The organism is Deinococcus maricopensis DSM 21211 (assembly GCF_000186385.1).
GTDB classification, from domain to species: domain Bacteria; phylum Deinococcota; class Deinococci; order Deinococcales; family Deinococcaceae; genus Deinococcus_B; species Deinococcus_B maricopensis.
In genome coordinates this window covers 1,218,475-1,241,732 of record NC_014958.1, presented here as the reverse complement: position 1 = coordinate 1,241,732, position 23,258 = coordinate 1,218,475, and the positions used below count along the sequence as shown (strand labels likewise).

The window sequence follows — 23,258 nt, the reverse complement described above, 5'->3', positions numbered from 1 at the left end:
AGGCGCCGATCAGGTGTCGTTGCGGGGCGCGCGGGACCGTCCGGGTACGGGCAGGATCACGAGGGCCACGCCGAGCATGATCACCACCAGCGCCGCCCACCCGAGCGCCGAGAGGTGCTCACCGCCGAAGCCGACGCCCAGCAGCACCGCCACAAGCGGGTTCACGTACGCGTAGCTGGTCGCGAGGGCGGGGCGGGTGTGCGCGACGAGGAACATGTACGCGCTGTACGCGAGCATGCTGCCGAACACGATCAGGTACACCAGTGCCCACACGCTGCTGGCGGTGGGGGTGCGCCAGTGCTCGCCGAACACGACGCTGAGCACCAGCAGGACAGCGCCGCCGGTGAGCATTTCCGTGGCGGCGCCCATCAGACCGTCCGGGAGGGGCAGGCGGCGCGACCACTGGCTGCCGAACGTCCAGCAGAGCGGCGCGAGCACCAGCAGGGCGGCGCTGAGGGGGGTGGCGCGCAGGTCACCGAGGTTCAGCAGGACGATGCCGGCCAGGCCGACGATAATGCCGAGCCACTCGCGCGTGGAGGTGCGCTCGCCCCAGAAGCGCGCGAATAGGGAGGCGAACAGTGGGCTGATGGCGATCACCATGGCGGCGACGCTGCTGCTCGCTTCGCGTTCCGCGAGGGTGACGAGGCCGGTGCCGCCGCCCAGCAGCAGGGTGCCGACGATCAGGCTGCTGCGCCACTCGCGGGCGCTGGGGGTGCGGGCGCCGCGCGCGACGAGGACGGCGTACAGGACCGCGCCGGCCACGAGGAAGCGGAGGGCGAGCATACCGAGGGGCGGGAGGCTGCTGATGGCGACCTTGATGCCGAAATACGTGCTGCCCCAGACGACGTACACGACGGCCAGGGCGAGGCCGATCAGGAGGGGGGTGGGCGCGGTGCGGGCAAGGGCGCTGGGCGTGGCCGTCATGACCTTATGGTACGGGGGTCAAAACCCGAAAGTACAGTGGGGTACATAGGCAATCTGGCGCACTGCCTTTCGGTGCTAAAGTGATTTCAGGATGACGCCTTCGGATCGCCTGCTCGATGAGATCAACCGGCAACTGCTGGACGCGCTGCAACGCGACGCCCGCACGCCCTTCAGCGAACTGGGCCGCGCCGTCGGGCTGAGCGCTCCCGCCGTCGCAGAACGCGTGCGCCGCCTGGAGGACGCGGGCCTCATCCGCGCGTACCGTGCAGTGCTGGAACCCGCCGCGCTCGGGTACGCCCTGCAGGCGTACGTGCGCCTCACCGTGGACCGCGGTGAGGACGACGCGTTCATCGCGCACGCGCGGGCCACGCCGGAAATCCTCGTCGCGGACCGCGTGACCGGCAGCGACTGCTACGTCCTGCGGGTGGCCGTCACGGGGGTGGCGCACCTCGAAGCGGCCATCACGGCCCTTAAGGCGTTCGGGACGCCCACCACGTCCCTGATCCTGTCGAGCGTGAAGGACGACGTGATCCTCCAGCCCCCCCACCGCTGAGCCCCGCGGGGCGGCTGAAGGCCGGACGCGTTCAGGACCAGTCGCCGTGCAGGGTCAAGTCAATGCGGCCACTCAGCGTCTCGCCGGGCGCGAGCGTGACCACGCCATGCCCGGCGACGCCGCGCGCCATCAGGTTGAAGCCGTCCGTGGCGTTCGACACCGGTTCAAGCGCGAGGCTGCCGTCGGGCGCCGTGAACACGACCACGTGCCCGAATACTGGATCCGCGCGCAGGTGCAGGGCGCGCACGCCCCAGTCGAGCCGCGCCTCGCCGTCCCACGTGGTGTACACGCGGTCCAGCGTGGCGTTCCCGATGACGCGCGCCGAGCGGTAATCCAGTTCCGGCGTGACCGGGCGGGCCGCGCCGAGCGGCAGGGCGCGGTCGTCCGTGTCGTACACGCACGCGGCGCCGAGCGTGAGCGCCGGGTCTACGCCGTCGGCGCGCCGCGCGAAGTACGGGTGAATGCCGAACCCGGCGGGCATGGGCTGCGCGTCCGCGTTCGTGAGGGTGAGGTGCGTGGTGAGCGTCGCGCCGCGCAGTTCGTACGTCACGCCCGCCGTGAACGTCCACGGCCAGTTCAGGTCCGCGTGGTCGCGGCTGTTGAGCGCGGCGTGCAGCGCGTCCGGCGTGCGCGTGACCGTCCAGGGGCGGTTGCGGACGTCGCCGTGCTGCGTGAGACCGTCTTTGGTGGTGACGCGCAACTGCACGTCCCGGCCCGCGAACGTGAAGTGCGCGTCGCGGACGCGGTTGCTGAACGGCATCAGCGTGAAGCTCGCCGCGTTGCTGCTGCTCTGCACGTCCTCGGGGCGCACGGGGCGCAGCACGGGCCGTCCAGACGCGGCGCGCAGGTTCAACACGCTCGCGCCGACGTCCGGCAGCACCTCCAGCGTGAAGTGCGTGCCCGTCAGCGTCTCCACGCGCGGCGTCACTTGCCGCGCCCCCCCGGCTCGCGGCCCGCGAGCGCCTGGTACAGCAGGATGCTCGCCGCGACCGAGGCGTTCAGGCTCTGTACGCGCCCACGCACGGGGATGCTCACGAGCTCGTCGCATTTCTCGCGCACAAGGCGGCGCAGGCCCTCCCCTTCCGCGCCGATCACCAGCGCGAGCTTCCCGCGGTAATCAAGCTCCCGCAGGTCGCGCGCGGCCTCACCGGCCGCGCCGTATACCCACACGCCGTCCGTCTTGAGCTGATCGATGAGGCGCGGCAGGTTCTTCGTCTGCGCCACCGGCAGGTAACTGGTCGCGCCCGCCGCCGTCTTTGCCACGACGGGCGACAGCGGCGCGCTGCGGCGCTCCTCGACGATCACGCCGTGCGCGCCGAGCACCTCGGCGCTGCGGATGATCGCGCCGAAGTTGCGCGGGTCGGTGATGCCGTCGAGCAGCACCACCAGCAGATCCTCCCCGCGGCTCTCCGCGCGGTCGAGGATGTCATCCACGGTCGCCCACTCGAGGTCCTCGACCTCGGCGATGACGCCTTGGTGCGCGGTGGTGCCCGCCAGCTGATCGAGTTCGATGCGCGGCGCGAAACGCACACGCACGTCCGTCGCCTTCAATTCGCGGACGAAGGCGTCCTCGACGCCGCGCGCGACGAGGACTTCGGTGACGCGACCGTCACGCAGGGCTTCAAGGACAGGGTTCCGGCCATACAGCAGCATTCGCCCAGTCTACGCTGCGCGGGTGCAGGCGTCGTACACTGAGGGTTCCCCCGCGCGGGGTGCCCCCACCATGACTGAATCTTTCTCTGCCGACCAGAGCGTCACACTGGTCATTTCCGAACTGGTCCGCGAGGGCCACATTGACGCCTACGAACGCTGGGCCCGCGAACTGCACGCCCTGCAGAACCAACAACCCGGCTTCCTGGGCGTGAACGTCATCCGCCCCAGCGACCCCGCCCACCCGGAGTACGTCACCATCGTGCGTTTCGCGACGTACGAGGCGCTGCGCACCTGGCAGGAATCCCCGCAGTACCGCGAACGCATCCAGCGCCTGCAGGACCTGATCGTCGGGGACGTGCACTACCAGAACGCCTCCGGGCTGCAGCTGTGGTTCGACCGGCCCTCGCGGCCTGCGCCCGCCCCGGCCTTCTGGAAGCAGGTGCTGGTCGGCGTCGTCGGCGTGTACCCGCTGATCATGCTGTTCAGCACGCTCACCTCGCCCGTCACGAGCGCGTGGCCGGGCTGGCTGGCGACCCTCACCACCGCGACGCTCTCGACGCTGTTCCTCACGTACCCGGTGCTGCCGCTGCTCACGCGCTGGCTGCGCCCCTGGCTGTACCCCACGAGCCGCTGACCGGTGCTCACGCCTGCGTTCTTCGACCGTGACCCCGTGCTCGTCGCGCGCGAGCTGTTGGGCGCCCACCTCGTGCGGGTCGTCCCGGACGGCGTCATGGTCGCGCGCGTCGTGGAAACCGAAGCGTACGACTGCCCGCGCGACCCTGCCTGCTACGTCCTCAAGCGCCTCGCCGGCGCGAGCGAACTGATGGGCGGCCCCGCTGGACGGTACTACCTGCACCGCGCGTACGAGCACCTGCTCCTGAACGTCACCTGCGCCCCCGAAGGGCGCGAGGCGGCCGTGCTTATCCGCGCCGCCGAGCCGCTCGCGGGCGCGGACCTCATGCGGATGTACCGGCCCGTGCGGCGCGACGTGGACCTCACGAACGGCCCCGCGAAGCTCATGACGGCGCTGCACATCACGCCGGATTACCAGGGCGAGGCGGTCACGCACCCCACCCTGCACTTCGTGGCGGGCGCGAGCGTGCCCGACGCGGACGTGCGCGTCACGTCCCGCGTGGGCCTGAAACGCGGCGCGCACCTGCCGTGGCGCTTCTTGCTGGACGGGCACGCGTTCGTCTCACCGGGAAAGCCGAGCATGGACCTGTAACGCCGCTGCTACAGTCGGGAGGCATGAACCGCACCCTCCTGACCGCCGCCCTGAGCGTCCTCGGCGTTGCCGCCGCGCAGGTCGCGTACCCTGCCAGCAACTACGCCCGCCTGACCGGCGGCACCGCTGCCTCCGCTACGGCCTCCACCACGAGCGTCCGCGTCGGGGGTGGCACCGTCACGGTCACGACCGCCGGCGGCCTCGCGGCCCGCTTCGCGTACAGCGGCCCCACCGACGACACCGCCAGTGCCGCGCGCGCCCTGATCGCCACGGAAACCGACATGGACGCGCCCGTCACGGCCGCGCAGGCCAAACAGCTCGCGGGCGCATTCGACAAGATCCGCGCGCAAGTGCTCGGCAAGGGGCCCGTGCCGCTGGGCTTCGCGGACGGCCTGGACTTCACGCTCGACTGGACCGCCAGCCGCCTGACCTTCACGGTCGCGCCGCACGAGTACACAGGGTTCGGCGCGGACCGGTACGTGCTCGGCAAGGGCGGCCCGGTCATCCGCGAATTCTCGGACTTCCAGTGCCCGTACTGCCGTGAACTGCACGACGACGTCTTCCCCGCCCTGCAGCGTGACCTGATCGGGAAGGGGCTGGCGCGCTTCAGCTACCGGCACTTCCCGCTCAGCTTCCACCAGAACGCCATGCCGCTCGCGCTGGGCGGCGAGTGCGCCGCCCAGCAGGGGAAATTCTGGGCGTACCACGACGTGGCATTCACCGTCACGTCCCCGGTCACCGCCGCGAAACAGCTCGGGCTGAACCTCACCACGTTCCAGACCTGCCTGAAGGACCCCGCCGTGCAGGCCCTCGTGAAGGCCGACATGAAGGTCGGCGACGCCGTCGACGTGCAGGGCACACCCAGTCTGTACGTCGGGCCGTTCAAGGTTCAGAACTGGACGGACGCGGCGTCCATCGGGAATTACGTGAAGCTCGTGACGGCACTCGGCAAGTGAGCGCCTCGTGAACAAGGCGCGGCAGGTGCGTAAGGCCTGCCGCGCCTTCTGTCAAGCGAATCCCTGCAAAGGAATGCTAGTTCTCTCTCTAAAATAGAAGTTTTTTTATATGTTTGTCGACATCCAGAATTCAAGTGATCCTTCCAAAATAAACCTCCAGAATAGGCATCTTCCTCCGCAAAAGCGACGCAAAACCGCTATGTGCGCATGATGGCGTTCGCTAGCCTTTGATCCGGCCATTTCTGGCAATGTTCTGGGAGGAACCATTATGAAACTTCATCACCTTCTGTTCGGTACCACCTGCGCTCTCGCCCTCGCCGCCTGCAGCCCGCAGGAGGGTGGCACCAAGCCCCCGACGCCCGGCAACGGCAGCACCACGATCAATGGCCTGTTCGTCTGCACGTCCGGCAATACCGATCCTCGCTGCGCCGCGCCAGACACGCAGAAGGCCGGCGCCATCGGGAAGGGCGCGCCGATCTGGCAGGGCGGCCTGTACGACCGCATCATCGGCGGGCAGCTGGTCGGCGACACGCTGTACGCCGCCGTGGAGTACGGCGGGCGCTCCGCCGAGTCGCCCGAGACGAACAATCAGCTGGGCGCCATCGTCGGCATCAACGTCAAGACGGGCGACCGCACGCTGCTCGCCGGGCAGGATGTGCTCGGCAACAAGAAAGGCAGCGGCCACGGCCTGAACGGCATCCGCGACGTGAAAGTCCTGCCTGACGGAAACTTCCTCGTCATCGTCGACGTGTCCAGCACGGACCCCACCTACCTCATCAAGGTGAACGCCACCACCGGGGACCGCACGGTCGTGTGGACCAGCCGCCCGAACCAGCCGGATTCGCCCATCACCAGCGGCGAGGACACCTGCCCGAGCAACGCGGGCCCGACCAGCTCCGCGTACACCAAGCTCGACTGGAAGCTCGGCGTGGACGGCAACGCCGCGTACCTGACGTTCTCCGAGAGCCCGGCGGGCAGCGGGTTCGGCATCGCGAAGGTGAACCTCAGCACCGCGAAGTGCAGCATCGTCACGCGCTACCTCATCAACGGTGAGAGCACGGTCGGGAGCGGCGACGTCATCCCGCAGAACACCGGGTCGCTCGCGGGCCTGTTCCTCAGCGGCGGCAAGGCGTACGTGAACAGCTTCCCGAATGACGGCCTGATGGAAGTGGACCTGCAGAGCGGCGCGCGCCGCCTGATCGCCGCGCGCGCCTCGTCCGGCAAGTACCCCAGCCGCGGCAGCGGTGAGGACGTGGACCACGGCGCCATGCTGAAGTTCGGCCAGGACTTCATGATCAGCAATGCCAGCGCCTCCGAAAGCTACGCGAAACTGCAGCGCGTTACGCCTGCTGGCGTGCGCAGCGCCGTCAACCTTGTGAGCGGCCCCGCCTCCCGGAATATCCAGTCGGTCGATCAGCCGATCTTCACGGACGGCCAGCTGATCTACATGGGCTTCGATCACGCGCTGCTGGCCATTGACCCCAGCAACGGCAACAGCAACATCATCAGCCAGTAACACGCACCGAAAGGGGCGCGCGTGCGCCCCGCCCCTTTCGGTGGTGGGCGTTTCAGATGGGGTAGTACGTGCGGGGCGTGCCGCTCAGGAAGTCGCGGGTGGGCACCCAGATGAGCGGGTTGCGTTCCTCGACTTCGGGAGGCGGGCCGAACCGGACGAGGTTCAGGACCTGATCGAACGGCACCCATTCGCAGCCCAGTACTTCCGGGTCGGTGGGGTTGAGGGTGCCTTCGAAGTTGGCGGTGAAGCGCGCGAAGTTCGCGTAGCATTCGTTGCTGGTGCCGGTGAGCATTTCGCCTTCGAGAAGGCTGACGAAGCGCAGGTCGGTGACGGTCAGGCCCGTTTCGACGCGGACCTGGCGGACGGCAGCGTCCGCCAGGCTTTCGCCAGCGAGGGCTTTACCGCCGGGCAGGCCGTAGAAGATGGCGCCGTCGTCCATGCGTTCGGTGACGAGGAGCATCTTGCCGTCCTGGACGAGGTAGACGTGGGCGGCCCGTTTGATGGGCAGGGTGCGGGTCTGGCGTGTCACGCGAGGGGCCTCTCGCGGCGTTCACGGGTCATGGGGGACAGTGTACCGTCCGGGCGGCGCGGGCGGCTGAGTGCTCAGCGCTGCAGGGGGTACTCGCGGGCGACGCGCCACTGCGTGGCGCCGTCGTCCTTGCGGAACAGGGCGACGCGGTCGTGCGTCTGGTGCGCGTACGGCGCGACGAGGTGCTGCAGGTGCTGGCGGAGGGGTTCGGCGTCGGGGCCGGTGTGGGGTTGCACGAGCGTGAAGTGCGGCTGCCAGGTGTCGAGGCCGCGGGGGGTGCGCAGCAGCCGGAGGCGCGCGGCTTCGTGGGGTGGGCGGGGGGCGCGTTCGTCGAATGGGGCGCGGGTGGCGTGGGGGCTGAGGCGCGCGAGCAGCAGCGTGTGCAGGACGAGCAGGTCGCGGGACGGTTCGAAGACGTGCGCGAGCACCTCGCCGTCGTCCCAGGACTCCACGTGGCCGTTGGTGAGCGCGAGGGTGGCGGCGGGGTGGAGGCACGCGACGCACGCTTCGGTTTCGCGTTCGATGGCGTCCCAGTGGTCGTCGGTGGTGTAGAACCCTTCGACGAGGGTGAGGTGCAGGCCGTACGGCCCGGCTTCGGTCTGCCATTCGGGGCGAAGGAAGTCCGGGAGGGGCACGGGGCGCCCGGCGCGGACGTCGTACCCGAGCAGGGCCGTGCCGAGCTGGTAGTACGGGTCGTGGGCGGGAGGGCAGAGGTACACGGCGAACCGCAGGCCGCTTTGGGGGTCGGTCATGCGCGCAGCGTACGGGGCGCGCCGGGCGGGCGGGCTTGCGGTTTCGTTACGGTTGCGCGCCGCCCCTGCAGCTGGGCGGCGCGCGTGGGTTCAGCCGAGGATGGTGTCGATCCGCGTGAGTTCGTCGTGGCTGAATTCGCGGTGGTTCAGGGCGCCGACGGCGTCGTCGATCTGTTCGGGACGGCTCGCGCCGATGAGGGCGGACGTGACTTCCGGGCGGCGCAGTACCCACGCGAGGGCCATCTGCGCGAGCGTCTGGCCGCGTTCCTGCGCGAGGGCGTTGAGCTGCCGCGCGCGGGCAAGGTAGTCGTCGGTGACCTGTTCGGGGCGCAGGAAGGGGCTGGTGGTCTGCGCGGCGCGGGAGTCCTCGGGGATGCCGCGCAGGTACTTGTCGGTGAGGAGGCCCTGCTGCAGCGGGGAGAAGACGATGCTGCCGATGCCTTCCTCGCGGAGCACGTCGAGCAGGCCGCGTTCGACGTGGCGGTTCATCATGCTGTAGCTGGGCTGGTGAATCAGGCAGGGCGTGCCGAGGTCGCGGAGGATGCGCGCGGCTTCGCGGGTGCCTTCGGGGGAGTAGTTGCTGAGGCCGACGTACAGGGCGCGGCCGCTGCGGACGATGTGGTCGAGGGCGCCCATGGTTTCTTCGAGGGGGGTGTTGGGGTCGGGGCGGTGGTGGTAAAAGACGTCGACGTAGTCGAGGCCCATGCGCCGCAGGCTCTGGTCGAGGCTGGCGATGAGGTATTTGCGGGAGCCCCAGTCGCCGTACGGGCCGTTCCACATGGTGTACCCGGCTTTGCTGCTGATGATCAGCTCGTCGCGGTACGGGCGGAGGTCGCCGGCGAGGAGGCGCCCGAAGGTTTCTTCGGCGCTGCCGGGGGGCGGGCCGTAGTTGTTGGCGAGGTCGAAGTGGGTGATGCCGAGGTCGAAGGCGCGGTGCACCATGGCACGGGCGTTTTCGAGGCGGTCGACGCCGCCGAAGTTGTGCCACAGGCCGAGGGAGATGGCGGGGAGGTGCACGCCGCTGCGGCCGGTGCGTTGGTAGGTCATGTGGTCGTAGCGGTCTTCGTGGGCGCGGTACGTCGTCATGGGGTCCTCCTGAAGTTGAATCGTTTTATGTTGTAACAGAGAACCGGGGTGGCCTGCGCAGGCCACCCCAGCTGTCGACGTGCAGGTTCAGCGCGCGTCGGGCGCTTTGCGGTACGGGAGGTACTTCGGCGTCCAGAAGCGGCGGCGCACGAACGCCAGCAGTTCATCGTCCGTGAGGTTGCGGACGCGGCGTTCCGCAGCGACGCCCTCGCGGATCGCCTGGCGCGCGACGCGCACGGCCACCTGGATGCTCACCTCGCGCAGGTCGCGGATGGGCGGGTACACGCGCCCACCGGACACGTCCGTGACGTCCGCGAGGGTGCGGGCGGCTTCCATGACCATGCCGTCGGTGATTTCGCGTGCGCCGCTGATGACGGCGCCGAAACCCAGACCCGGGAAGATGAACGCGTTGTTGCCCTGCCCGACCGGCACGACCGCGTCGCCGTGGTGGATGTCCGCGAAGGGGCTGCCGGACGCGATGATCGCCTGACCGTCCGTCCAGCGCACCACCTCCTCGGGCAGCACCTCGACGTTGCTGGTGGGGTTGCTGAGCGGGAACACCACGGGGCGGGGTGTGTGCTGCAGGAGGGCCGTGATGATCGGCTGCGTGAACAGGCCGGACACGCCGCTCAGACCGAGCAGGGCGGTGGCGCGGGCGTTCTGGATGGTTTCCAGCAGGGTGGGGGCCTCGCCGGCATACGTCCAATCCGCGAGCGCGTCCGGGTGTTTCGCGAAGGGCTCCTGGTGCGCTTCGAGGCTCTGACCGTGCATGAGGAGGCCCTGGCGGTCCACGACGTACACGCGCGCGGCCGCCTCGGCGGCGCTCATGCCGGCGTGCACGAGGCCCTGGCGGATCGCCCAGGCGACGCCAATGCCGCCGGCGCCAGCGCCGACGACCACGAACACCTGGTTCGTGAACGCTTCGCCTTTGAGGCGCGCAGCGTTCATGAGGCCCGCGAGGGCCATGGCGCCGGTGCCCTGGATGTCGTCGTTGAAGCTGGGGATGACCTTGCGGTAGCGTTCCAGCACCTTGAAGGCGGTGCCGCGCGCGAAGTCCTCCCACTGGATGATCGCCTTGGGGTAGCGGGCAGCGACGGCTTCCACGAAGCGGTCGAGGAATTCGTCGTACGCTTCGCCAGTGAGGCGGCGGTGGTGCACGCCGAGGTACAGCGGGTCGTCGATGAGGTCCTGTCGGTCGGTGCCGACGTCGAGCTCGACCGGCAGGGTCTTGTCGGGGCCGACGCCGCCCGCGACGGTGTACAGGCTGAGTTTGCCGATGCTGATGGCCATGCCGCCGAACCCCTGATCGCCGATGCCGAGGATGGCGCTGCTATCGGTAGCGACGATCATGCGCACGTCGTCGAGGGGGACGTTGTCGAGGGCGTCCTCGACGCGGTCGATGTCCTCGGTGCTGACCGTGAAGCCGCGCGGGTAGCGGTAGATGTCGCTGAAGACGCGCACGGCCTCGCCGACGGTGGGGGTGTAAAGGATGGGCAGCATCTCCTCGAGGTGATCCTCGAGCATGGCGTAGAACAGCACCTCGTTGCGGTCCTGCAGGTTGCGCAGGTACACGTGGCGTTCCAGGTCGGTGGGTTGCAGGCGGTAGCGGCGGTACGTGCGCTCCTTCTGTTCCTCCAGGGTGCTCATGTGGGGGGGCACGAGGCCTTCCAGGCCGAGCAGGCGGCGTTCCTCGGGGGTGAAGCCGGTGCTCTTGTTGAGCAGGGGGAGGTGCAGGAGCGAGAAGCCGGTCACGTTCACTTCGAGGTAGCGTTTGCCCTCGTGGTCGCGTTTGACGTCGTAGTAGCGGGAAACCCTCGGCACGTCGTCAGGATACCTGCGGGGGTGGTGTGGTGGGTACACCAAGTGCAGCCATGTGCGCGGCGCGGGCGTGGCGGGCACGCGTTGAGTTCAGGAAGCGAACGAAAGTGGCCGGGGCGCCTGCGCCCCGGCCACTTTCGTTCGCCCTGGTGTTACCGGAGGGTCCGGCCGGTCATAAGGGTGACGGTTCCCGCCGCAAACCCCATGAGGTCTTTGCCGGCGGCGGCATTCTCGGGCGAGTTCATGGCGGCCTTGAAGGTGTCGGCGTCGGGGTAGGTCATGACGGCCATCAGGAAGAACTCCGGGGCGCCGCCCATGGGGTTGCGTTCCAGCCGGGTGACCTGCAGGCTCTGCAGGCCGGGGATCTTCTGCACGAGTGGCGTGTGCACTTCGGTGTAGTGCTTCATGAACGCGGCTTCGTCGTCGGGCTGGCGGTACAGGGCGATGAACTGGTGCATGGCGTTACCTCTGGTGGGTGGTCTGGTGCGCGTGCCAGCGCGCGGCGAGGTCGGCGAAGCCGGCGTCGAGGCGGGCCTGCGGGGCGATGACCTGGGTGGTGGTGCCGTGACCGATGTCATCGCCGAGTTCGTTGACGGCGCGGACGTTCACGTACACGCGGCGGCCCTCAACGCGGTCGAGGGTGGCGGTGACGGTGACGGTCATGCCGGGCAGGGCGCTGGCGGTGTGGGTGACGTTCACGGCGTGCCCGATGCCCTGTTCGCCGTCTTCGAGGTACGGCAGGATAATCTTCCGTCCGGCTTCCTCGAAGTGTTTGGCCATCCAGTACGTGGCGTACACGGGGTGTAGGCGTCCGAGTTCCTCGAAGTGGACGGTCATGTCGTCGGTGACGGTTACGGTGAGCGTCTGGGTGAAGGCGTCGGGGATGGGTCGCATGAGCGCCCGCAGCATAACAAACACTTGTTCGGGGCGCGGGGTGGGCGCCGCCAAACCAGGCAGGGTCCCCGGACCAGTCCACTCAACACTGCCGCCGCGCTGCGCCGCAACGCGCCCGCCAGCCAGAAGACCGAACCGACCCCCAGCGCCTGATCCTTTTGCCGCAGGGCGTCACGCACGTTCAGGCCACCCTGACCTCGGTACAACGGCTCATGGTGGTAACGGACCCCTGGGCGCTCTACAGCAGCAGGAGCGCGCTCCCGCCATACCCGACCGCCTCGGGCAGCCCGTGCGCGAACCACGCGCGCCGCAGCGCGAACACAAGGCCGGACAGGGCGGTGGCGATCCCGGCCACACTCGACACCAGAACCACGAAACGGTCCACCGTATGGGCCCAAGCGTGGCGATGCAGAGGCTCGCTCACGCCGGCAGGTGCGTGCGCTCCCGGCGGTGGGTTCCGGTTAGCGGCCCGGGACCTCCACGGTGGCGTCCAGGTCCCCGTCGACGCGGCTCGTGAGGACCACGCCACCGGGCGTGACGTCCAGATCCGTGAGGCGCAGCGCGTCCACGCGGCCCGCCAGGGTGATGCCCTGCGCGGGCTTGAGGGGCAGGCGCGCGCGCACGTCCTGCAGCGCGCGGTCCAAGTACGGCGCGAGGTCCACGCGCGCGCTCTCGCGCAGGAACGCCTGCACGCGCGCGTCCGCGAGCCAGCCGACGACGCGCTGCGTCACGCCGTCCGGGCGGGTGCGGACGCGTACGTCCGCGAGGGTCAGCACGCGGCCCTGCGCGTCCAGTTTCGGCGTGCCGCTGACGTCCACGGTGGCGTTCACGTTCAGCGGGCCGAGGCGGACGTTCACGCGCGCGGCGGCGTTCAGGCGCGCGCCCTGCGGCGTGACGTCCACCCGCGTGACCCGCACGGTCGGGCTGAGCACGCCGTTCGCGCGGAACTCGCGGCGCTGGATGGCGCGCGTCATCGCGTCTGAGAGGTTCGCGTACGGGAGGCGCACCGGGACGGTCAGGTGCACGCCCGGGCGTGGCGCGGCGGCCAGCTTGAGGCTCGGGAGGGGCGTGGGGGTCACGGTTGTGGGGGGCGTGCCGAGTTGCGCTTCCGCGCCGAACGTGGCGCTGACCGTCACGCGCGCGGCGTCGTCCGTGAAGGTGAACGGCGTGGCGCTCAGCGACAGCGGCTTCACGCGCGCGAACGCGGGCTCCGGGGTGGGCAGGCGCCACGGCTGCGCGAGCTTCGCCCACAGCGCGCCCACGCGCGCGCGGGCGTCCGCCTGCCGCGCCACCTCCTGCTCGAGCTGCGCGGTGACGCGCGCGAGCTGCGTGCGCACCTGCGCGTCCACGAGGCTGGCGACGCTGATGCGCGCGCCGAGCACCTCGAAGGCGAGCGGGTCCGTCCAGGTGTAGTCGGCGCTGGCGCGCACCCCCGCCGTCCAGTCCTCGTGCAGGTACGGGGTGACGCGCACCGTGACGCTCGCCGCGCCCGCAAAGTCCTGCTGCGCGGCGCCGCCCAGGCTGGCGCGGACGCGCGCTGTGACCGGCAGGGTCACGCGCAGCGCGTCCGCGTCGCGGGTGATGGTGAGGGCACCGGCGCGCGCGATCTGCCCGGTGAGCGTCAGCCCGAGCGGTCCAGGCTGGTCGATGTCCGCAATGACCTGCGGCGCGCGGGCGTCCAGGGCGCGCGCGAGGCCCGCGAGGGGCACGCGGATGGGGAGCGTGACCGTGGACGGGGTGGGCGCGGCGGTGGCGGCGTTCACAGGCGCGGCGAACAGCGTGGCGGTGAGGACCAGGGCGGACGGGAGGGCGCGCGGCATACCTTTACGGATACTGCGCGGGCCGCGCGCGCCGGATGAGCGTCACCTGACCGGCGCTCATGGCGGTCAGCGGCGCGGGGAGACGCTGTCCGCGAGGCCCCAGGCGAGCAGGTACGTGGGGATGGTGAGGATGGTGGCGACGAGTGGGTGGAGGCTCAGGGCGAGGCGGGTGTCGGGGGTGGGCATCAGGAGCAGCAGGGCGCTCCAGGCGCCGATGATCAGGCTCGCGGCCCACAGGCCGACCAGGCGGCAGTGGACAATGCCGTCGCGGGCGGCCAGGGTGGACCACAGCGCGGTGAGCAGTGCGGGGAGCGTCAGCCACAGCAGCAGCAGGGGCGCGGGGGCCGGGAGCGCGTGGCCGCCTGAGACGGCCAACGCCAGGGACGCCGCGATCAGGATCGCAGTCATCAGTGGGGGCGCCCACCACCCCGGAAGGCGCAGCATGCTTCAGTGATACCCGGTGGCGTCTTACAGGGGGGTCACAGGTCGCCCGTGAGGACGCGCACCAGCTTCAGGGAGTCTTCATGGAAGCCGCGGCGCGCGTACAGCGCCCGGGCGCGCGCGTTGCCCGCGAAGACGTTCAGCGTGAGGCGCGGCAGGCCGCGCGCGCGCGCCCATGCTTCGGCGGCGTCCAGTAGCGCGTCCGCTGCGCCGCGCCCCTCGGCGCCTGCCGTGACCGCGAGGTTCGCGAGGTACGCCTCGGGTTCGTCCGTGAACAGTTCCGCGTCGGTGGCGAGCGTGACGAACCCGAGCGGCTCGCCGCGCTCGTCCTGCACGATCAGGCACGCGCCGTCTGCCGGGGGCGTGACGGCCAGGGCAAGGGCGCGCTCCATGGACGCGCGCACCGCCGCCTCGTCCCGCCACGCGGGCAGGCCGAACGCCGTGAAACGCGGCGCGAGGCCCGCCAGGAAGGGGGCGTCCTCGGGCCGCGCGGGCCGTACCGTGAGCGTCATGCGTTCATTCAAGCACGCCTCGTTTCTTAGTCGAGGTGCGCGAGGCCGGCCTTCAGGGCGTAGAGGGCCGCCTGCGTGCGGCTGGTCAGGCCGAGCTTCCCGAGCAGCCGCGACACGTGCGTTTTCACGGTCGCCTCGGTAATGCCGAGTTCCTGCGCGATCTCGCGGTTCGCGTGGCCGCGCGCGATCAGCTGCAGCGTGAGGACTTCCTTGGGCGTGAGGTGCTCGCGCATGTCCGGCGAGCGGAAGTCGCGCACGAGGCGCCGCGCGGCTTCCGGGTGCAGGCGCACCTCGCCGCGCGCGGCGGCGTGGATGGCCTCGGTGAGGGTGTCGCTGGTGGCGTCCTTGAGGAGGTATCCGACGGCGCCCGCGTCAATGGCGCCGTTCACCTTGTGTTCTTCGAGGGCGCTGGTGAGCGCGAGCACCTCGGTGTCCGGGAACTGCGCGCGAATCTGGCGGGTGGCGGTGATGCCGTCCATGACGGGCATCAGGATGTCCATGACGACCACGTCCGGCGCGAGGGCCGCCACCTGCTCCACGGCTTCCTGGCCGTTGGCGGCTTCGCCGACGATGTCGAGGTCCGGGTCGAGGGCGAGGTACATCTTCAGGCCGGTCCGGACGACGTCGTGGTCGTCGACGAGCAGCACGCGAACAGTCATTGGGCACCTCCGGTGGTGCGCACCTCAATGTCGCCGATGCCGGCATCAAGGGTGAGGGTGAGGTCGGCGTTCCCGCCGGGCGTGGTGTACGTGTCGCCGCGGGCGACGAGGCCGCGCGGGAGGTTCAGGTCGCCGAGGCGGGTGCGGGCGGTGATGCGCAGGCGGGTGCCGGCAGGCACCGTGACGGTCAGGCTTCCGCTGCCGGTGCGGGCCGCGAGGGTGCCGCGCGTGCCGGGCTGGACGTTGACGCTGAGGTCGCCGCTGCTGGTGCTGAAGGTGGTGCGGGCCCGGCCGGCGATGCGGACGTTCAGGTCGCCGCTGCCGGTCTGCGCCTTCAGGGTACCGCGCGTGTCGGCGCGGGCGCCCACGGTCAGGTCGCCGCTGGCGGTGGTGAGGGTCGCGTCGGTGGGGCCGCCGAGGGTGGCGTGCAGGTCGCCGCTGTTCGTGCGGACCTCCAGGGCGGTGCGGGTGGGGGTGCTGGCGGCGCTGAGGCTGACGTCGCCGCTGCTGCTGCGCACGTGCGCGTCGCCGGTGCGGGCGGCGGGAAGCGTAACGGCCAGGTCGCCGGACTCCGTCTGCGCCCGCAGGCTGTTCAGGCGCGTCTGGGTGAGGTTGAGCGCCTGGTCACCCCAGGTGGTGGTGGTGGTGAGCGAGGTGGGGACGGCGCGGGAGAGCGTGGCGCGCAGGGCGTGCTGGACGCTGCTGCTGAAGCCGAACACGACGATGTTCGGCGCGCGCGGCGGGACCGTCAGGTTGATCCGCGCGCCGAGGGTGTCGCCGTCCGGCTTCGCGCTCACGCTGAGGGCGCTGTGGGCGCGGCGGCGAACGCCGCCCGTGAGCAGGTCGCCCGCGCCGAGCTCGCCGGACGTGTTCAGCACGAGGTTCGCGCCGGTGGCGTTCACGTCGAGGGTGGCGCGTTTCGCCTGACCGAGGGGCACGTTCACGGGCGTCGTGACGACGCGCAGGCCGGGCACGCGTTCCGTGCTGAGGGTCAGGGCGGCCAGGCCAGTGCAGGCGACGATGAGCGCCGCGCTGATGCCGATGCGCGCGAACGCCGCGCCGAACGGGTACGGGGTGGGGCGGGTGGGCAACATTACTGGACCTCCTGCGGGACGGTAAGGGTGATGGTGGTGCCGGCGTCAGGGGCGCTGTCCACCGTGAGGATCGCGCCGATGTCGCGGGCGCGTTCGCGCATGCTCTTGAGGCCAAGGGTGCCGCCGCTCACGGCGTTCGGGTCGAAGCCGCGGCCGTCGTCGTGGACCCGCAGCACCCACGCGTCACCGTCGGGCAGCAGCGTGACCTGCACGCCGGTCGCGCGGGCGTGTTTCACGGCGTTGTGCAGGGCTTCCTGCGCGATGCGGTACAGCGCGGCCTTGCGGGCGGGCGTGAGGTCCGGTTCCGCGTTCAGGTCGGTGGTGACGTGCAGGTTGTAGCGGGCGTGCAGGGCGTGCGCGGTCTGCGCGAGCGCCGCCGCGAGGCCGCCCTCGTCGAGCGCGTCCGGTCGGAGGCTGAACAGCAGCGCCTTCATTTCGCCGGTGCCGCCTTCGGCGAGGCGGATGGTGTAGTCCAGGCTCTCGCGGGCCTTCTGCGGGTCGCGGTCCAGTTGCGCGCGGGCGGTTTTCGCGCCGAGCGTGATGCCGTACAGCGCCTGGGCGACGCTGTCGTGCAGTTCGCGGGCGAGGCGGGCGCGTTCCTGCGCGCCGGCGGCGGCGGTGGCGCGCTCCACGAGGCGGGCAGTGGTGACGGCGGTGGCGGCGCCGTCGGCCATGCTGGCGAGGAACGCGAGCTGCCGGGCGCTGGGCGGCGCGTCGGGGGCGTACAGGGCGTGCAGTTCCCCGACCAGTTCGCCGTTCGTGACCACAGGGAGGGTCACGAGGGTGCCGTCCGGCATGCCATGCAGGTGCGGGTGCAGGTCCCGCAGGTCAGGGTGGGCGCGCCACAGCGTGGCGGGACGCGTGATGAGCTGCGCGTGCCCGGCCTGCGCGGCGCCGGGAAAGCCGAGCGCGGGCGTGAGGGCCGCGAGGGTGCGGGCGAAGTCGTCCGGGACGCCGCTCGCGCCGCCCAGACGCCACGCGTTCGGGCCGTCCGTGACAGTCACGAGCGTGCTGGTGGCGCCGCTGCCCTCGCGGGCCTGCGCGGTCACGTCCGCGAGGGTCGCGGCGAGGTCGCCGCTGACGTTGAGCGCGCGGGTGGTGCGGCGCAGGGCCAGCACCTCGCGCTGCACGCTCTGCCCTTCGGTGAAGTCGCCGAGCAGGGCGTACGCGAGCCACGCCCAGCCGCGCGCCATCAGGTTCATGACGCTGGCACTCAGGACCAGCATCAGGAAGCCCGCGATGAACAGGGCCACGCCGCCGACGGGGGTAAGGGCCGCCTGCACGCCGAACTCGTTTTGGTAGAACACGGGCGCGTCGGGGTTGAGGGCCAGGAACGGCACGCTCATGAGCCCGACCGCCATGCTGCCGAGCACGGCGAGCACCGTGAAGCTCACGATGCCGAGGGGGAATTTCAGGGCGAGGAACAGCAAGGCCTTGTACGTGCACAGGTCGCTGAGCGTGGCGCGGACCCAGCCGAGCAGGCCGCCGCTGCTGCGCGGGCGTTGCGGACGGCGCAGGTCCAGGCCCAGCAGGACCGCGAGGGCGCGTTCGAGGTCGGCGGCGCCGACAATCAGGGCGAGCGTGCCGAGCAGCACGCCCACGCCGACCAGCACGACGAGCAGGCCCACGCCGGTGCCGATGCCGGCGAGTAGCAGGAGCCAGTACAGCGCGCCGAGCGGCATGGCCAGCAGCAGGTACAGGAAGTTCGCGTACGTGCGCCCGTCGAGCAGTTCGCCGAACAGGCCGCGGGGCGCGCGGGGCGGAGCGGAAGTCATGGCCGTCATGGTGACACCGTACGGCCCGGGGCGGGCTGGAGCGTCCTCCGAAAGTTACGCGCCCTCGCGGCCCGCCAGGAAGGCGTCCACGAGCGTGTGCAGGTGCGCGGCGTCCTCCAGGGCGGGAAGGTGCCCGGCGCGCTCCAGCACCATGAATGTCGCGTTCGGGATCAGCCGCGCGACTTCCTCGCCGTCGGCGACGGTGTTGAGCGGGTCGTGCCGGCCACTGAGGACGAGGGTGCGCGCCGTCACGCGCGGCAGGGCTGCGCGGAAGTCGAAGCCTTCGAGAGCGCGGTTCGCGGCGAGCTGCTGTTCGGGCGTGAGCGTCAGGCCCGCGCGGGCCTGCTCAGCGGCGAAGGCGCGCGCCGCCTCGCGGACGGAGGCGGGCGTGGTGGGCGCGAACAGGTGGTCGAGCAGGAACGCGCTGATCTGCTCCGGGGTGCGCCCCGCGAGTTCCGCGGCGTGCGCCGCGAGGAAGCGCGCACTCGACGAGGTCTGCCCGTGCGCTTTCGGCGTGACGAGCATCAGGCGGCCCACGCGGTGCGGGTGCTGCGTGGCGACGCCCTGCGCGACGTAACTGCCCATGCTGCTGCCCATCAGCGCGACCCGGTCGAGGTGCAGCGCGTCGAGGACGCCCACGACGTCGTCGATGTGGTCCTGGAGCGTGTAGTGCGCGGGCCGGTCGGAGCGGCCGTGCCCGCGGCTGTCGAGTGCGATGACGCGGTGCGTACGCGCGAAGTGCTCGATGTCCGGTGCGAGCGCGGTGACGTTGCTGCCGAGGCCGTGCAGCAGGACCAGGGGCTCGCCGCGCCCCGCCTCGTGGACGTGCAGGTGCAGACCGTTGACGTGCATGCCGCGACTGTACCGCGCTCAGGGGGCGTACACGCTCAGGCCCGCGCGGAGCGTGCCGAGGCGCGCGCGGGCGTTCAGGGCGGCGTCGTGGTTGTACCCGCCGGCCATGACGGTCACGAGCGGAACGCCGAGGCCGCGCGCCCACGTGAACACTGCGTGGTCGCGGGCGTACAGGCCCGCTTCGCTGAGGGCGAGCCGGCCGAGCTGGTCGCCGGCGAGGACGTCCGCGCCCGCGAGGTAGAAGAGCAGGTCCGGCGTGAACGCCGCCGCGGCCGGCAAGGCCGCCTCGTGCAGGACGCGCAGGTACGCCGCGTCGTCGGTGCCGTCGGGCAGGGCGAGGTCGAGGGTGCTGCGTTCCTTGCGGAAGGGGTAGTTGCGTTCCGCGTGGACGCTCAGCGTGAACGCGCGCGGTTCGCCCGCGAGCATGGCGGCGGTGCCGTTGCCCTGGTGCACGTCGAGGTCGAGGATCAGGACGCGCGTGGCCCAGCCGTCCGCGAGGGCGCGCGCGGCGCTGATGACGACGTCATTCAGGAAGCTGAAGCCCTCTGCATGGTCGCGGTACGCGTGGTGCGTGCCGCCGCCGAAGTTCACGCCCCACCCGGTGCGCCGGGCGTCGTGGGTGGCGGCGAGGGTCGCGCCGCTCGACAGGAGGCCGCGCGTGATGATGTCCGGGGACCAGCGGAAGCCCATCTGGCGTTCCTCGTCGCGCGTGACGTCGCCGCGTCGCCAGCGGGTGAGGTACGCGGCGTCGTGGACGCGCCGAGCGTCGGCCCAGTCGAGTTCCGGGGCGTCCAGGAGCGGCAGGAGCGCCTCGGCGGCCGCGAGCATGTCGAGGTACGTTTCGCGCGGCATGAACTGCCGCCGGGGCTGCTCGGCCGCGCCGGTCAGCTGACGGAAGGGGGTGTAGGCGCGGTAGGGGTGTGGGGTCACGTACCTTCTACTTTTCCGCATGGGCGGGCTTCGCCGCCAGTGCCCGCGTGGGCGCTGCATGAAGGGCGTGGGGTGCCGGCGCGCTTGTGGCGCTCATGCAAAAGTTGGTCGTTCGTCTCATGCATCGCCCATAGACTTTGGGCATGAGTTTCGTCCGTAAGCCCCGGCCGTATTCGTCGGGACTGCCGAGCCTCCCCGCCACGCCCCCCACCGTGCCCAAACCGAACGTCCCGCGTGAGCGTCCGCGCGTGCGCACCCCGCGCTCGGCGTGGGCGACGGCTGTCACGGCGTTGGCGGTGCTGGGCGCCGTGGTCGTGCTGCTCGTCGGCGGAACGGGCCTGGTGGAGCTGTTGTGGCAGGACGCGCAGTTCCAGTCGGCCGCGACGGGCGTGGACGCCGCCGCCCGATGAGGTCCACGCTGCGTGGGGCGCTGGGCCGCTGGCGCAACCCGTGGCCGCGCTCGCCGTTCCTGCACGGCCGCGCGCCGTGGACGTGGGCGCGGAGGCTGCGCGCCGCACTGGCGGGCGTGGGCGCGCTGACGCTGGGCACGCTGGGCCTCGGGTTCGGCGGAGCGCTCTCGACCGGCGCGCTGACGCGCGCGTGGCACCTGCAGGACGAGCTGCTGCCCATCGAGGTGCAGGATCACGCGGGCGCGCCGCTGGGCCTGATCGATCACTGCAACGAGGGGGGCGTCCCGAACGCCGTGCCGTGCCGCGAGTCGCTGAGCGTGCCCCTGCGGGCGGTGTCGCGGGCGTTCCTGCTGGCGTACGTGGCGAAGGAGGACGTGCGGTTCTTCAGTCACCGGGGCGTGGACGTGGGGCGGCTGCCGCGGGCGCTGCTGCGCGGCGCGGGCGGCAGCACCATCACGCAGCAGCTCCTGAAGAACAGCGTGCTCGCCGGGCAGTTCGACTACGACACGGGCCGGCGCGGGCCGCTGCTGGTGCTGACCCGCAAGGCCACCGAGCTGGTGCTCGCGCCGCTCGTGACCGCGCGGTACGGGCGGGACGCGGTGCTGGCCATGAGCGTGAACAACCTCCCGTGGCTGGGCATCGGGCAGCGCAAGGGCGTGTACGACGCGGCGCGCACGATGTTCGGCGTGGACCCGGCGGACCTGACGCTCGCACAGAGCGCCTTTCTGGTGGGGCTGCTGCCCGCCCCCGGGCGGTACCTGGTGGGCGAGGACACGCCGCCGGAAACGGCGACGGCGCGCTTCCGCTGGATGCGGACGCAGCAGCTGGTGACGCTCCGGGTGCTGCGCGCGCGCGGCCTGATTTCCGAAGCGGCGTACACGGAGGCGGCCTCCGCGCCGCTGCAGCCGCGCCTGTGGCAGGTGGAGTATGCCGGGACCGGCCCGGACCGGCGCGTCGTGGCGGCGCGGCGCAACCCGGATTACACGAACGAACCGGAGCCCGCCTGGGCCCTGCAGACGCTCGTGCGGCGCGAATTGCGCGCGGGCGGCGTCGACCCGCGCGGCGTGGGACGCGTGGTCCTCACCATCGACGCGGCGACGCAGGCGGCCCTCACGCGGCGGGTGCGCGGTGAGGGCGTCACGGGCGCCCGGCCGGTCGGGATCGCGGAGGGCGCGGCCATCGTGGACGTGCGCGGCGGCGGCATCGTCGCGGTCGCGAGCAGCACGGGCGGCGCGCTCAGCAGCGACCTGGGCCGGCAGTGGGCGGTCGTCGGGCAGCGGCCCGTGGCGAGCACCGTGAAGCCGCTGCTGTACGCCGTGGCGTTCGGGCAGGGCCTCACGCAGCTCAGCACCTTCCCGGACGCGCCCACGCGCTACGGGGCGCTCGCCATCCACAACAACGACGGCGCGTTCCTGCACCGCGACGTCACGGTCCGCGAAGCGAACGCCCGCAGCCTGAACACTGTCGCGGTGCGCACCAGCCTGGAGCGCGAGCAGGACCTGCGGCGCGTGCTGGGCAGCGTCGGGTACCGCGAGGACCTGTCGAACCGCGCGAGCCCCGCGCTGGGCACGTACCACGCGGCGCCGCTGACGGTCGCGGCGGCGTACGCGAGTTTCGCGAACGGCGGGGCGTACTGCGCGCCGCACCTGATCGCCGAGGCGTACAACCGGCGCGGGCGGCCCATCGCCTTGCCGCGCCGGGACTGCCAGCCGCTGTGGAGCGAGGGGGTCGCGTACGAGACCTTCAACTTGCTGCAGGGCGCCGTGAGCGAGCGGTACGGGCACGTGCCGTTCCTGCGGCCGTCGCTGCGGCAGCGGCTGTTGGGGCAGGCGGTGCCGCTCGGCGCGAAGTCCGGCACGACCGACGACGTGCACGACACGTGGTGCGCGGCGGTCACGCCGCAGTACGCGATGAGCGTGTGGGTCGGCGACCCGAACGGCGTCACGAGCGTCCCCACGCAGATGTACCGCGAGCAGACGGCGTGCCGCGAGGTCGGCCTCCTGCGGGAGCTGCCGCACGCTCGCCGGGCGCTGCCCGTGCCCGCCGACGTGACGGTGCGCGGCGGCGTGGCCCTGCCTGCGCCCGGCGTGACCCTCACCAATCCGCCCCCGCCCGCGCGTCCCTGACGCCGCGCGCGTCCTGACCCGGCCCTCAAGGAGATGACGTTCATGTTCCCCCTGCTGCTCTCGACCCTGTCTGTTCTGTCCGTTCCCGCGAGCGCGTCGACGCTGCTCGGCCTGTCTACGCCCCCGCTGCACTTCGTGCTGGCCGCCGACATGACCGGCAGCAGCCACAACCCGGCGTACGGGTACGCGAAGCAGGCGAAGCTGCTCGCGCAGAGCGTCCTGCTCAACCAGGTACGGTCCGGCGACACCGTGACGCTGCTGCGCGTGTGCAGCGGCGTGCAGACCATCGCGGACTTCGCGTTCCAGTCCAAGAACGGCGCGCGCATGACCAGAAGCGACATCCTGCGCTACACGGAGGCGCTCACGCAGCCGTGCACGACGAAGGGCAGCGCCATCACGGGCGCGCTCGAGCAGGCCCGCGCGGCGCTCGCGCGCACGCCGAAGGTGGGCGGCGTGGTCGTCCTGTTCACGGACGGCGCGGTCACGGATGACGCGCGCCGCGCGGGCCTGCCGGGCGCGCTCGGCGGTGTGCTGCGCGTCCCGAGCACCCGGCAGGTGTTCCTGGCGGGCCTCAGCCCCGAGAAGGACCGGAGCGGCGACTCCGTCCGGGACACGTTCATGAAGGCGCTCGGGGGTGCCGGCAAGGACGCGCGCGTGCTCACGTCCGGCGCGTACGACCTCGCGAACGTGTACCCGACCTTCAACACCCTCGTGAAAAAGGCGCGGCGGTGAC

At 71.3% G+C, this 23,258-nt stretch carries 26 protein-coding genes; 8 read left to right on the top strand and 18 right to left on the bottom strand.

Going from position 1 to position 23,258, the window contains the following annotated elements:
• Window positions 1–9: 9 nt before the first annotated feature.
• On the bottom strand, window positions 10–924 hold the full coding sequence (yedA, locus tag DEIMA_RS05780) for a drug/metabolite exporter YedA (RefSeq protein WP_013556297.1): 915 nt from the start codon (window positions 922–924) through the stop codon (window positions 10–12).
• 91 nt (window positions 925–1,015) lie between these two features.
• On the opposite strand from yedA, the gene DEIMA_RS05775 reads away from it, so the two are divergent.
• On the top strand, window positions 1,016–1,477 hold the full coding sequence (locus tag DEIMA_RS05775; RefSeq protein WP_013556296.1) for an Lrp/AsnC family transcriptional regulator: 462 nt from the start codon (window positions 1,016–1,018) through the stop codon (window positions 1,475–1,477).
• 31 nt (window positions 1,478–1,508) lie between these two features.
• Here DEIMA_RS05775 and DEIMA_RS05770 read toward each other — a convergent pair whose 3' ends face one another.
• Together DEIMA_RS05770 and rlmB are read right to left on the bottom strand one after the other, a co-directional pair.
• A complete protein-coding gene (locus DEIMA_RS05770) occupies window positions 1,509–2,405 on the bottom strand; it encodes an aldose epimerase family protein (protein WP_013556295.1) in 897 nt (298 codons plus the stop codon).
• Complete coding sequence (rlmB, locus tag DEIMA_RS05765) at window positions 2,402–3,130, bottom strand: 23S rRNA (guanosine(2251)-2'-O)-methyltransferase RlmB (RefSeq protein ID WP_013556294.1); 729 nt, start codon at window positions 3,128–3,130, stop codon at window positions 2,402–2,404. The genes DEIMA_RS05770 and rlmB overlap by 4 nt, the downstream gene beginning before the upstream one ends.
• Before the next feature lie 70 nt (window positions 3,131–3,200).
• Between rlmB and DEIMA_RS05760 the strand changes: the two genes are divergently transcribed.
• The 4 genes from DEIMA_RS05760 to DEIMA_RS05745 all read left to right on the top strand — a co-directional run bounded on the left by DEIMA_RS05760 (window position 3,201) and on the right by DEIMA_RS05745 (window position 6,827).
• A complete protein-coding gene (locus DEIMA_RS05760) occupies window positions 3,201–3,764 on the top strand; it encodes an antibiotic biosynthesis monooxygenase (protein WP_013556293.1) in 564 nt (187 codons plus the stop codon).
• Window positions 3,765–3,767: 3 nt separating this feature from the next.
• A complete protein-coding gene (locus DEIMA_RS05755; protein WP_013556292.1) occupies window positions 3,768–4,355 on the top strand; it encodes a DNA-3-methyladenine glycosylase in 588 nt (195 codons plus the stop codon).
• A 23-nt stretch (window positions 4,356–4,378) separates the two neighbouring features.
• Window positions 4,379–5,311 carry a DsbA family protein gene (locus tag DEIMA_RS16815; RefSeq protein WP_013556291.1) on the top strand — a complete coding sequence of 311 codons (933 nt, stop codon included), beginning with the start codon at window positions 4,379–4,381 and terminating at the stop codon, window positions 5,309–5,311.
• A gap of 268 nt (window positions 5,312–5,579) precedes the next feature.
• Window positions 5,580–6,827 carry a hypothetical protein gene (locus DEIMA_RS05745; protein ID WP_013556290.1) on the top strand — a complete coding sequence of 416 codons (1,248 nt, stop codon included), beginning with the start codon at window positions 5,580–5,582 and terminating at the stop codon, window positions 6,825–6,827.
• A gap of 52 nt (window positions 6,828–6,879) precedes the next feature.
• Here DEIMA_RS05745 and DEIMA_RS05740 read toward each other — a convergent pair whose 3' ends face one another.
• The 15 genes from DEIMA_RS05740 to DEIMA_RS05675 all read right to left on the bottom strand — a co-directional run bounded on the left by DEIMA_RS05740 (window position 6,880) and on the right by DEIMA_RS05675 (window position 20,010).
• Window positions 6,880–7,356, bottom strand: coding sequence for an NUDIX hydrolase (locus tag DEIMA_RS05740; RefSeq protein WP_013556289.1), 477 nt, complete (start codon window positions 7,354–7,356; stop codon window positions 6,880–6,882).
• Between the two features lie 74 nt (window positions 7,357–7,430).
• Window positions 7,431–8,108, bottom strand: coding sequence for a hypothetical protein (locus DEIMA_RS18835; RefSeq protein WP_013556288.1), 678 nt, complete (start codon window positions 8,106–8,108; stop codon window positions 7,431–7,433).
• Window positions 8,109–8,198: 90 nt separating this feature from the next.
• Window positions 8,199–9,194 (bottom strand): L-glyceraldehyde 3-phosphate reductase, encoded by a 996-nt coding sequence (gene mgrA / locus DEIMA_RS05730; protein ID WP_013556287.1) that lies wholly within the window; start codon window positions 9,192–9,194, stop codon window positions 8,199–8,201.
• 87 nt (window positions 9,195–9,281) lie between these two features.
• Window positions 9,282–11,015 (bottom strand): NAD-dependent malic enzyme, encoded by a 1,734-nt coding sequence (locus DEIMA_RS05725; RefSeq protein WP_013556286.1) that lies wholly within the window; start codon window positions 11,013–11,015, stop codon window positions 9,282–9,284.
• A gap of 149 nt (window positions 11,016–11,164) precedes the next feature.
• On the bottom strand, window positions 11,165–11,470 hold the full coding sequence (locus DEIMA_RS05720) for an EthD family reductase (RefSeq protein WP_013556285.1): 306 nt from the start codon (window positions 11,468–11,470) through the stop codon (window positions 11,165–11,167).
• A 4-nt stretch (window positions 11,471–11,474) separates the two neighbouring features.
• Entirely contained in the window at window positions 11,475–11,906 is a 432-nt protein-coding gene (locus DEIMA_RS05715) for a thioesterase family protein (protein ID WP_043816495.1), read from the bottom strand.
• A 238-nt stretch (window positions 11,907–12,144) separates the two neighbouring features.
• Window positions 12,145–12,291, bottom strand: a complete 147-nt coding sequence (locus DEIMA_RS18195) for a hypothetical protein (RefSeq protein WP_169311925.1) — start codon at window positions 12,289–12,291, stop codon at window positions 12,145–12,147.
• Between the two features lie 76 nt (window positions 12,292–12,367).
• Window positions 12,368–13,726 carry a DUF4403 family protein gene (locus tag DEIMA_RS05710; RefSeq protein WP_013556282.1) on the bottom strand — a complete coding sequence of 453 codons (1,359 nt, stop codon included), beginning with the start codon at window positions 13,724–13,726 and terminating at the stop codon, window positions 12,368–12,370.
• Window positions 13,727–13,792: 66 nt separating this feature from the next.
• Window positions 13,793–14,170 (bottom strand): hypothetical protein, encoded by a 378-nt coding sequence (locus DEIMA_RS05705; RefSeq protein WP_013556281.1) that lies wholly within the window; start codon window positions 14,168–14,170, stop codon window positions 13,793–13,795.
• A 35-nt stretch (window positions 14,171–14,205) separates the two neighbouring features.
• Window positions 14,206–14,679 carry a GNAT family N-acetyltransferase gene (locus tag DEIMA_RS05700; protein WP_013556280.1) on the bottom strand — a complete coding sequence of 158 codons (474 nt, stop codon included), beginning with the start codon at window positions 14,677–14,679 and terminating at the stop codon, window positions 14,206–14,208.
• 26 nt (window positions 14,680–14,705) lie between these two features.
• Window positions 14,706–15,338, bottom strand: a complete 633-nt coding sequence (locus DEIMA_RS05695) for a response regulator (protein ID WP_013556279.1) — start codon at window positions 15,336–15,338, stop codon at window positions 14,706–14,708.
• Window positions 15,335–16,432: a DUF4097 family beta strand repeat-containing protein gene (locus DEIMA_RS05690; RefSeq protein WP_013556278.1), complete on the bottom strand. Its 1,098-nt coding sequence runs from the start codon at window positions 16,430–16,432 to the stop codon at window positions 15,335–15,337. Before DEIMA_RS05690 ends, DEIMA_RS05695 begins: the two co-directional genes overlap by 4 nt.
• Window positions 16,432–18,216, bottom strand: a complete 1,785-nt coding sequence (locus DEIMA_RS18190; protein ID WP_013556277.1) for a sensor domain-containing protein — start codon at window positions 18,214–18,216, stop codon at window positions 16,432–16,434. Before DEIMA_RS18190 ends, DEIMA_RS05690 begins: the two co-directional genes overlap by 1 nt.
• A gap of 45 nt (window positions 18,217–18,261) precedes the next feature.
• Window positions 18,262–19,059, bottom strand: a complete 798-nt coding sequence (locus DEIMA_RS05680; RefSeq protein WP_013556276.1) for an alpha/beta fold hydrolase — start codon at window positions 19,057–19,059, stop codon at window positions 18,262–18,264.
• Window positions 19,060–19,077: 18 nt separating this feature from the next.
• Window positions 19,078–20,010 carry a histone deacetylase family protein gene (locus DEIMA_RS05675; protein ID WP_013556275.1) on the bottom strand — a complete coding sequence of 311 codons (933 nt, stop codon included), beginning with the start codon at window positions 20,008–20,010 and terminating at the stop codon, window positions 19,078–19,080.
• A gap of 122 nt (window positions 20,011–20,132) precedes the next feature.
• Between DEIMA_RS05675 and DEIMA_RS05670 the strand changes: the two genes are divergently transcribed.
• From DEIMA_RS05670 to DEIMA_RS05660, 3 genes are read left to right on the top strand one after another with little or no spacing between them, the layout of a single operon-like run.
• On the top strand, window positions 20,133–20,399 hold the full coding sequence (locus tag DEIMA_RS05670; RefSeq protein ID WP_013556274.1) for a hypothetical protein: 267 nt from the start codon (window positions 20,133–20,135) through the stop codon (window positions 20,397–20,399).
• Window positions 20,396–22,525, top strand: a complete 2,130-nt coding sequence (locus tag DEIMA_RS05665) for a transglycosylase domain-containing protein (protein ID WP_013556273.1) — start codon at window positions 20,396–20,398, stop codon at window positions 22,523–22,525. The genes DEIMA_RS05670 and DEIMA_RS05665 overlap by 4 nt, the downstream gene beginning before the upstream one ends.
• Window positions 22,526–22,567: 42 nt before the next feature.
• Window positions 22,568–23,257 (top strand): VWA domain-containing protein, encoded by a 690-nt coding sequence (locus tag DEIMA_RS05660; protein WP_013556272.1) that lies wholly within the window; start codon window positions 22,568–22,570, stop codon window positions 23,255–23,257.
• The last annotated feature ends 1 nt before the right edge of the window (window position 23,258 follow it).

Excerpts from the sequence above, each read along its gene's own strand:
- DEIMA_RS05675 (WP_013556275.1), bottom strand. The coding sequence starts at position 20,010 with ATGCGGAAAAGTAGAAGGTACGTGACCCCACACCCCTACCGCGCCTAC.
- DEIMA_RS05700 (WP_013556280.1), bottom strand. The coding sequence starts at position 14,679 with ATGACGCTCACGGTACGGCCCGCGCGGCCCGAGGACGCCCCCTTCCTG.
- DEIMA_RS18835 (WP_013556288.1), bottom strand. The coding sequence starts at position 8,108 with ATGACCGACCCCCAAAGCGGCCTGCGGTTCGCCGTGTACCTCTGCCCT.
- DEIMA_RS05715 (WP_043816495.1), bottom strand. The coding sequence starts at position 11,906 with ATGCGACCCATCCCCGACGCCTTCACCCAGACGCTCACCGTAACCGTC.
- DEIMA_RS05720 (WP_013556285.1), bottom strand. The coding sequence starts at position 11,470 with ATGCACCAGTTCATCGCCCTGTACCGCCAGCCCGACGACGAAGCCGCG.
- DEIMA_RS05710 (WP_013556282.1), bottom strand. The coding sequence starts at position 13,726 with ATGCCGCGCGCCCTCCCGTCCGCCCTGGTCCTCACCGCCACGCTGTTC.
- rlmB (WP_013556294.1), bottom strand. The coding sequence starts at position 3,130 with ATGCTGCTGTATGGCCGGAACCCTGTCCTTGAAGCCCTGCGTGACGGT.
- DEIMA_RS05665 (WP_013556273.1), top strand. The coding sequence starts at position 20,396 with ATGAGGTCCACGCTGCGTGGGGCGCTGGGCCGCTGGCGCAACCCGTGG.
- yedA (WP_013556297.1), bottom strand. The coding sequence starts at position 924 with ATGACGGCCACGCCCAGCGCCCTTGCCCGCACCGCGCCCACCCCCCTC.
- DEIMA_RS05670 (WP_013556274.1), top strand. The coding sequence starts at position 20,133 with ATGAGTTTCGTCCGTAAGCCCCGGCCGTATTCGTCGGGACTGCCGAGC.
- DEIMA_RS18190 (WP_013556277.1), bottom strand. The coding sequence starts at position 18,216 with ATGACGGCCATGACTTCCGCTCCGCCCCGCGCGCCCCGCGGCCTGTTC.
- DEIMA_RS16815 (WP_013556291.1), top strand. The coding sequence starts at position 4,379 with ATGAACCGCACCCTCCTGACCGCCGCCCTGAGCGTCCTCGGCGTTGCC.
- DEIMA_RS05760 (WP_013556293.1), top strand. The coding sequence starts at position 3,201 with ATGACTGAATCTTTCTCTGCCGACCAGAGCGTCACACTGGTCATTTCC.
- DEIMA_RS05690 (WP_013556278.1), bottom strand. The coding sequence starts at position 16,432 with ATGTTGCCCACCCGCCCCACCCCGTACCCGTTCGGCGCGGCGTTCGCG.
- DEIMA_RS05745 (WP_013556290.1), top strand. The coding sequence starts at position 5,580 with ATGAAACTTCATCACCTTCTGTTCGGTACCACCTGCGCTCTCGCCCTC.
- DEIMA_RS05660 (WP_013556272.1), top strand. The coding sequence starts at position 22,568 with ATGTTCCCCCTGCTGCTCTCGACCCTGTCTGTTCTGTCCGTTCCCGCG.
- DEIMA_RS05695 (WP_013556279.1), bottom strand. The coding sequence starts at position 15,338 with ATGACTGTTCGCGTGCTGCTCGTCGACGACCACGACGTCGTCCGGACC.
- DEIMA_RS05680 (WP_013556276.1), bottom strand. The coding sequence starts at position 19,059 with ATGCACGTCAACGGTCTGCACCTGCACGTCCACGAGGCGGGGCGCGGC.
- DEIMA_RS05775 (WP_013556296.1), top strand. The coding sequence starts at position 1,016 with ATGACGCCTTCGGATCGCCTGCTCGATGAGATCAACCGGCAACTGCTG.
- mgrA (WP_013556287.1), bottom strand. The coding sequence starts at position 9,194 with ATGACGACGTACCGCGCCCACGAAGACCGCTACGACCACATGACCTAC.
- DEIMA_RS05705 (WP_013556281.1), bottom strand. The coding sequence starts at position 14,170 with ATGCTGCGCCTTCCGGGGTGGTGGGCGCCCCCACTGATGACTGCGATC.